Origin of the sequence: Paraburkholderia sp. RL18-085-BIA-A (assembly GCF_046027075.1) — a bacterium.
Taxonomy (GTDB): Bacteria; Pseudomonadota; Gammaproteobacteria; order Burkholderiales; family Burkholderiaceae; genus Paraburkholderia.
Genome location: NZ_JARESU010000298.1, coordinates 1 through 4,104, shown reverse-complemented (window position 1 = coordinate 4,104; position 4,104 = coordinate 1). Strand labels below are relative to the sequence as shown.

Genomic DNA, 4,104 nt, shown 5'->3' with positions numbered 1-4,104 from the left:
TAGCCGTTCGGCTTCCTTGCGGTAGTTGTCAAACGTGGTTTTCGTCTCGGCAAAGCGGGCGAGCCACGCGCGAAGTGCGTCGACATCGGTGTCAGCGGCGACCTGCCTGCGTCCGTCTACGCGGTTCGTGCCGTGACGGCCATCCAGGTCGGGGGACAGGTCTAGCGCATCGAGCGGACGCGGGGCGGGCAGGGCGGTGGTCATGGTCAGGAGGGGCGGCGGTCCGGGGTGCTGGCGTAGACGTAATTATGCGACCCACAGGTTATAAAAAATCAACATTACAGGATTAATGTCAAAATAGTGAGCGGTGATCGTTAGATATGAAGCGGTTTACGCTATATTGTTTGTGAAAAACTCAGGAATTGACGCCCATGTCTGACGTCCCGCGCGACGAAACCCGTCTTGCCACCGAAATCGACCGCCTGAAGGCCGAATTTCCCAAAACCCGCGAGCTCTACCGCGAGGTCTGCGCGCTCATGTTTTTCCGGTTCGGCCTCACGCCCACCGCCAACCGGCTCTACCAGCTGGTGAAGCGCGGCAGCATGAGCACGCCGACCGCGGTGCTGGGTGAGTTCTGGGCCGAACTGCGCGAAAAGAGCCGGGTGCGCATCGAGCATCCCGACCTGCCCGCCGATCTCGGTGCGGCCGCCGGTGAACTGGTCGCCACCCTCTGGACACGGGCGACCGCGTCAGCCGGGACCGCGCTCGACGCGTTGCGCGACGAGGTCGAGGCGCAGCGCGCGGAGGCGCAGCAGGCGGTTGCCGCCGCCCGCGACGAACTGGGACGCGTGGAGACGGCGCTCGAGCAGCGCACCGCCGCGCTGCTGGCCGCGCAGGTCGAGGTGCGGGATCTGGACAAGGCGCAGGCCGAAGGTCATGCGCAGCGTCAGGCGCTGGAGGCGGAACTCGAGCGGAGGAGCGCGGCGCTGGCGGCGCGCGATCGCGAGATTGTGGCGGTGAGAGAAGGGTTCTCGCGGGATCTGGAGAAGTTGCGGGAAGCGGCTGACCGTGCGGAGGAGCGGCTCCGGGCATCCGAGAAGCGCGCCCTGCTCGAGATCGACCGCGAGCGCGGCGCCGCCGCGAAGCTGCAGAAGGAACTGGACGAGACGACGAAGCGGGCCGACCGGCGCGAGGTGGACCATCGCCGCGCGCTCGAGGCGCTGCAGGCGCAACTGGGTGACGCCCGCCATCAGACGGGCGTGCTGCAGGGACGGCTCGAGGCCGTCCAGGCCACGAACGCGACGCTGCAAGGACAGCTGACGGCACGGCGCGAGGCCGATGCCCACGCAACGCGACCCGTTCGCGCGAAGGGTGCCCCGGCACGCCCAGCCGCGGCCCGTCCGGCACGGACACCGGGCCCGCCGCGCAAGGCGCCGGCCACCTCCACGCCATCCGGCAAGACGGCGGCACGCCGCAAGCGGGGGTAGTCAGCATGGCAGCCAGCCGCCGCCCGCGGAAAGAGGGGAAAGGACGAACCGGGCGGACGCGTCGCCAGGCCCCGGCCTGCCCCCCGATCGGCGCGCTGATGCGATACGGCGAGCGCACGGTGCGCGTGATCGCCGAAGCGGGCGGCCGGCGCGTGATCATCGAGTCAGTCGGCGAAGACGGCCGCACCTTCCGCAGCACGGTGAAGTGGGCTAATCTGGCCCGTCCTGAAAGGCAACTTTTCTGAGCGCGATGACCATGCAGCAGACCGTGAAGCAACTGGATATCTTTGCCGACAGCCGTGACGTGATGTTGCGCAATGACGTGCTGGAGCAGTTGCAGCGGCGCGATGCGGTGTCCGCTCGCACCGCACTGGCGCTGCTCGCCGGCGGATACCCGGACGACGGTGCACTGCCCGCGATGAACGTGCTGGTTCGCGAACTCGAACTCGGGCGCGGATCGACCGCGCCCCTGGCGGACCATGCGGCGCTGGCCATCGCGCGCCGTCACCTCGAGGACGACGTGGTGCCCGCCGCCCGGCGGGTGCTGCCCAAGCAGACGGTTCACGCATGGCTCGCCCTGTGCTGGCGAGCGCTCGCCGACCGGGCCGCGACGCTGGCCTTTCTCCGTGCCGATGCCGACAGCCATTGTGCACCGCTGTGGCTGCTGGCGGGCGACTGGGCGGCCGCGAGTGACGCGGTCCAGGGCATTGAATCGTGGTGGCGCATCCCGGCGCCCCTCGCGTGGATGACCGAGGTGCGCTACCGGACAGGTGGACTGGAGGCCGCATGGCCGCTGCTCGCGGAACTGGCGTGGCTGGCACCTCCGCGGTTCGCGGCATTACTGTCCATGCTCCGCGACGCTTCGCTTGACGCGCTACGCCAGCGCTTCGATGCGGAGTTTCCGGGCGCGGGCGAGACGGACGATTACGCGTGGTTTCCGGCGTGGCTGCTGGTGGTCAAGCCGGCACTGGCGGCCCGGCTGGGCGAGGCGCGCGTGCAGCGCGACCAGGCGTCGTCGCGGGCGATGGCGCTGCTGGGTGAGATCCTGCGCCGGGAACATGAAGGCGACCAGCACGAACTGGTGAACCTGCGCCATGAACTCAGCCGGCTGCATGCAGGCCTGTTTGACGCGTATATGGCAACGCGGAAAGTACGGCACCGGTGAAGGGATCGAAGCGGGTGGCTCAGCCTCTTCCCCATCCTGCCGCCGTGGCTTCTTCTCCGTGCATGGCCCGCCGAATCGGGCTCGAGCTTGCGACGGACATCGGGTTGAAGCCGGCGAGTGCCGGCATGGCCGGTCGAGTCGGTTGCCGGTCCCGCAGACATTCGCGAGATATGGCCGGCGGGCTGGCTCACCCCGGGAAGCTGGCGCCGCGAGGCCCAGCGGGTATCCGCGAGATTGTCTCCGCACCGCGGAGACAATCTCCAATCCGTCGGCTGCGTGCTCCCTGCTGGAATTGAAAGGAATGGGCCTCCCCACAGTAATTTAACGCGCTAACCTCGCTGACCTGAACGTGAAAGTATGAACGACCTGACGCCTTCCTCCCTGCTTGACGAAGTCCGACGGCTGATTGATTCAGCGCGTGAGCGGGCCGCGGCTGCGGTCAATGCGGAACTGACACTCCTGTACTGGCAGGTGGGACATCGTGTTCAGGCAGAGGTGTTGCGCGGCTCTCGCGCGGAGTACGGCCAGCAGGTGATTGCGTCGCTGGCCCGCCAGCTTACTGCAGAATACGGTCGCGGCTGGAGCGACAAGCAGCTGCGTCATTGTGTGCGCCTTGCGGAGGTTTTTGCGGACGAAGCGATTCTCTCCGCAGTGCGGAGAGAATTGAGCTGGACGCACCTGAAGACGCTGATCTACCTCGACGACCCAGTCAAGCGCGATTTTTATATGGGACTGGCCCGGATCGAGCGCTGGTCCACGCGACAGTTGCAGCAGCGCATCGACTCGATGCTTTTTGAGCGGAGCGCAATCTCGCGGAAACCCGACGATGCAATCAGGCAGGATCTTGCGCTGCTGAGGGAAGAACGACGTGTGTCTCCCGACACGTTGCTGAAGGACCCCTATGTGCTGGATTTTCTTGGTCTCAATGATCACTACCTCGAAAAGGACCTGGAGGATGCCATCCTGCGCGAGATGGAACAGTTCCTTCTCGAACTGGGTGCCGGTTTCACGTTTGTGGCTCGTCAGAAGCGCCTGCAGATTGATCACGACGATTTCTACATCGATCTTCTCTTTTACAACCGCAAGCTCCGACGGCTTGTCGCAATCGAACTCAAGTTGGGCGCGTTCAAGGCCGAGTACAAAAGCCAGATGGAACTGTATTTGCGCTGGCTCGCGAAGCATGAGCGGGAGCCAGACGAGGAACCGCCGCTGGGCATCATCCTGTGTGCAGGCAAGAAGCAGGAGCAGATCGAACTTCTGGAGCTTGATAAAAGCGGTATTCATGTCGCCGAGTATCTGACCGTGCTGCCTCCACGGGAGCAGTTGCAGGCGAAATTGCACCAGTCGATCGAAGCCGCGAGGTCTCGACTCCAGAGCAAGCGGCGCGAATGATTTGATACCCGTAATCGGCTGGTCGATTTTTCCGGGGAAGTCAGGCCAGGCGGGCGATATCCTGGAAAGGAGCGCTTAGCGTTTTCTCTCTCGTAACGGGAGTTGAAAACGAGCGCATTA

Annotated in this window: 4 protein-coding genes and 1 pseudogene; 4 read left to right on the top strand and 1 reads right to left on the bottom strand. The window is 65.2% G+C overall.

Annotation, left to right across the window (positions count from 1 at the left end; all coding sequences use genetic code 11):
• Positions 1–204 (bottom strand): annotated as a pseudogene (locus tag P0D89_RS51335) (tyrosine-type recombinase/integrase); the annotation flags it as partial.
• Positions 205–371: 167 nt separating this feature from the next.
• Here P0D89_RS51335 and P0D89_RS51330 point away from each other — a divergent pair.
• The 4 genes from P0D89_RS51330 to P0D89_RS51315 all read left to right on the top strand — a co-directional run bounded on the left by P0D89_RS51330 (position 372) and on the right by P0D89_RS51315 (position 3,984).
• Positions 372–1,427 carry a DNA-binding protein gene (locus P0D89_RS51330; protein WP_408370636.1) on the top strand — a complete coding sequence of 352 codons (1,056 nt, stop codon included), beginning with the start codon at positions 372–374 and terminating at the stop codon, positions 1,425–1,427.
• Positions 1,428–1,525: 98 nt separating this feature from the next.
• On the top strand, positions 1,526–1,672 hold the full coding sequence (locus tag P0D89_RS51325) for a hypothetical protein (protein ID WP_408370638.1): 147 nt from the start codon (positions 1,526–1,528) through the stop codon (positions 1,670–1,672).
• A 5-nt stretch (positions 1,673–1,677) separates the two neighbouring features.
• Positions 1,678–2,592, top strand: a complete 915-nt coding sequence (locus P0D89_RS51320) for a hypothetical protein (RefSeq protein ID WP_408370640.1) — start codon at positions 1,678–1,680, stop codon at positions 2,590–2,592.
• 357 nt (positions 2,593–2,949) lie between these two features.
• Positions 2,950–3,984, top strand: a complete 1,035-nt coding sequence (locus P0D89_RS51315; RefSeq protein ID WP_408379371.1) for a PDDEXK nuclease domain-containing protein — start codon at positions 2,950–2,952, stop codon at positions 3,982–3,984.
• Positions 3,985–4,104: the final 120 nt, after the last annotated feature.

Coding starts and splice junctions, on each gene's coding strand:
- P0D89_RS51330 (WP_408370636.1), top strand. CDS start 372: ATGTCTGACGTCCCGCGCGACGAAACCCGTCTTGCCACCGAAATCGAC.
- P0D89_RS51320 (WP_408370640.1), top strand. CDS start 1,678: ATGACCATGCAGCAGACCGTGAAGCAACTGGATATCTTTGCCGACAGC.
- P0D89_RS51315 (WP_408379371.1), top strand. CDS start 2,950: ATGAACGACCTGACGCCTTCCTCCCTGCTTGACGAAGTCCGACGGCTG.
- P0D89_RS51325 (WP_408370638.1), top strand. CDS start 1,526: ATGCGATACGGCGAGCGCACGGTGCGCGTGATCGCCGAAGCGGGCGGC.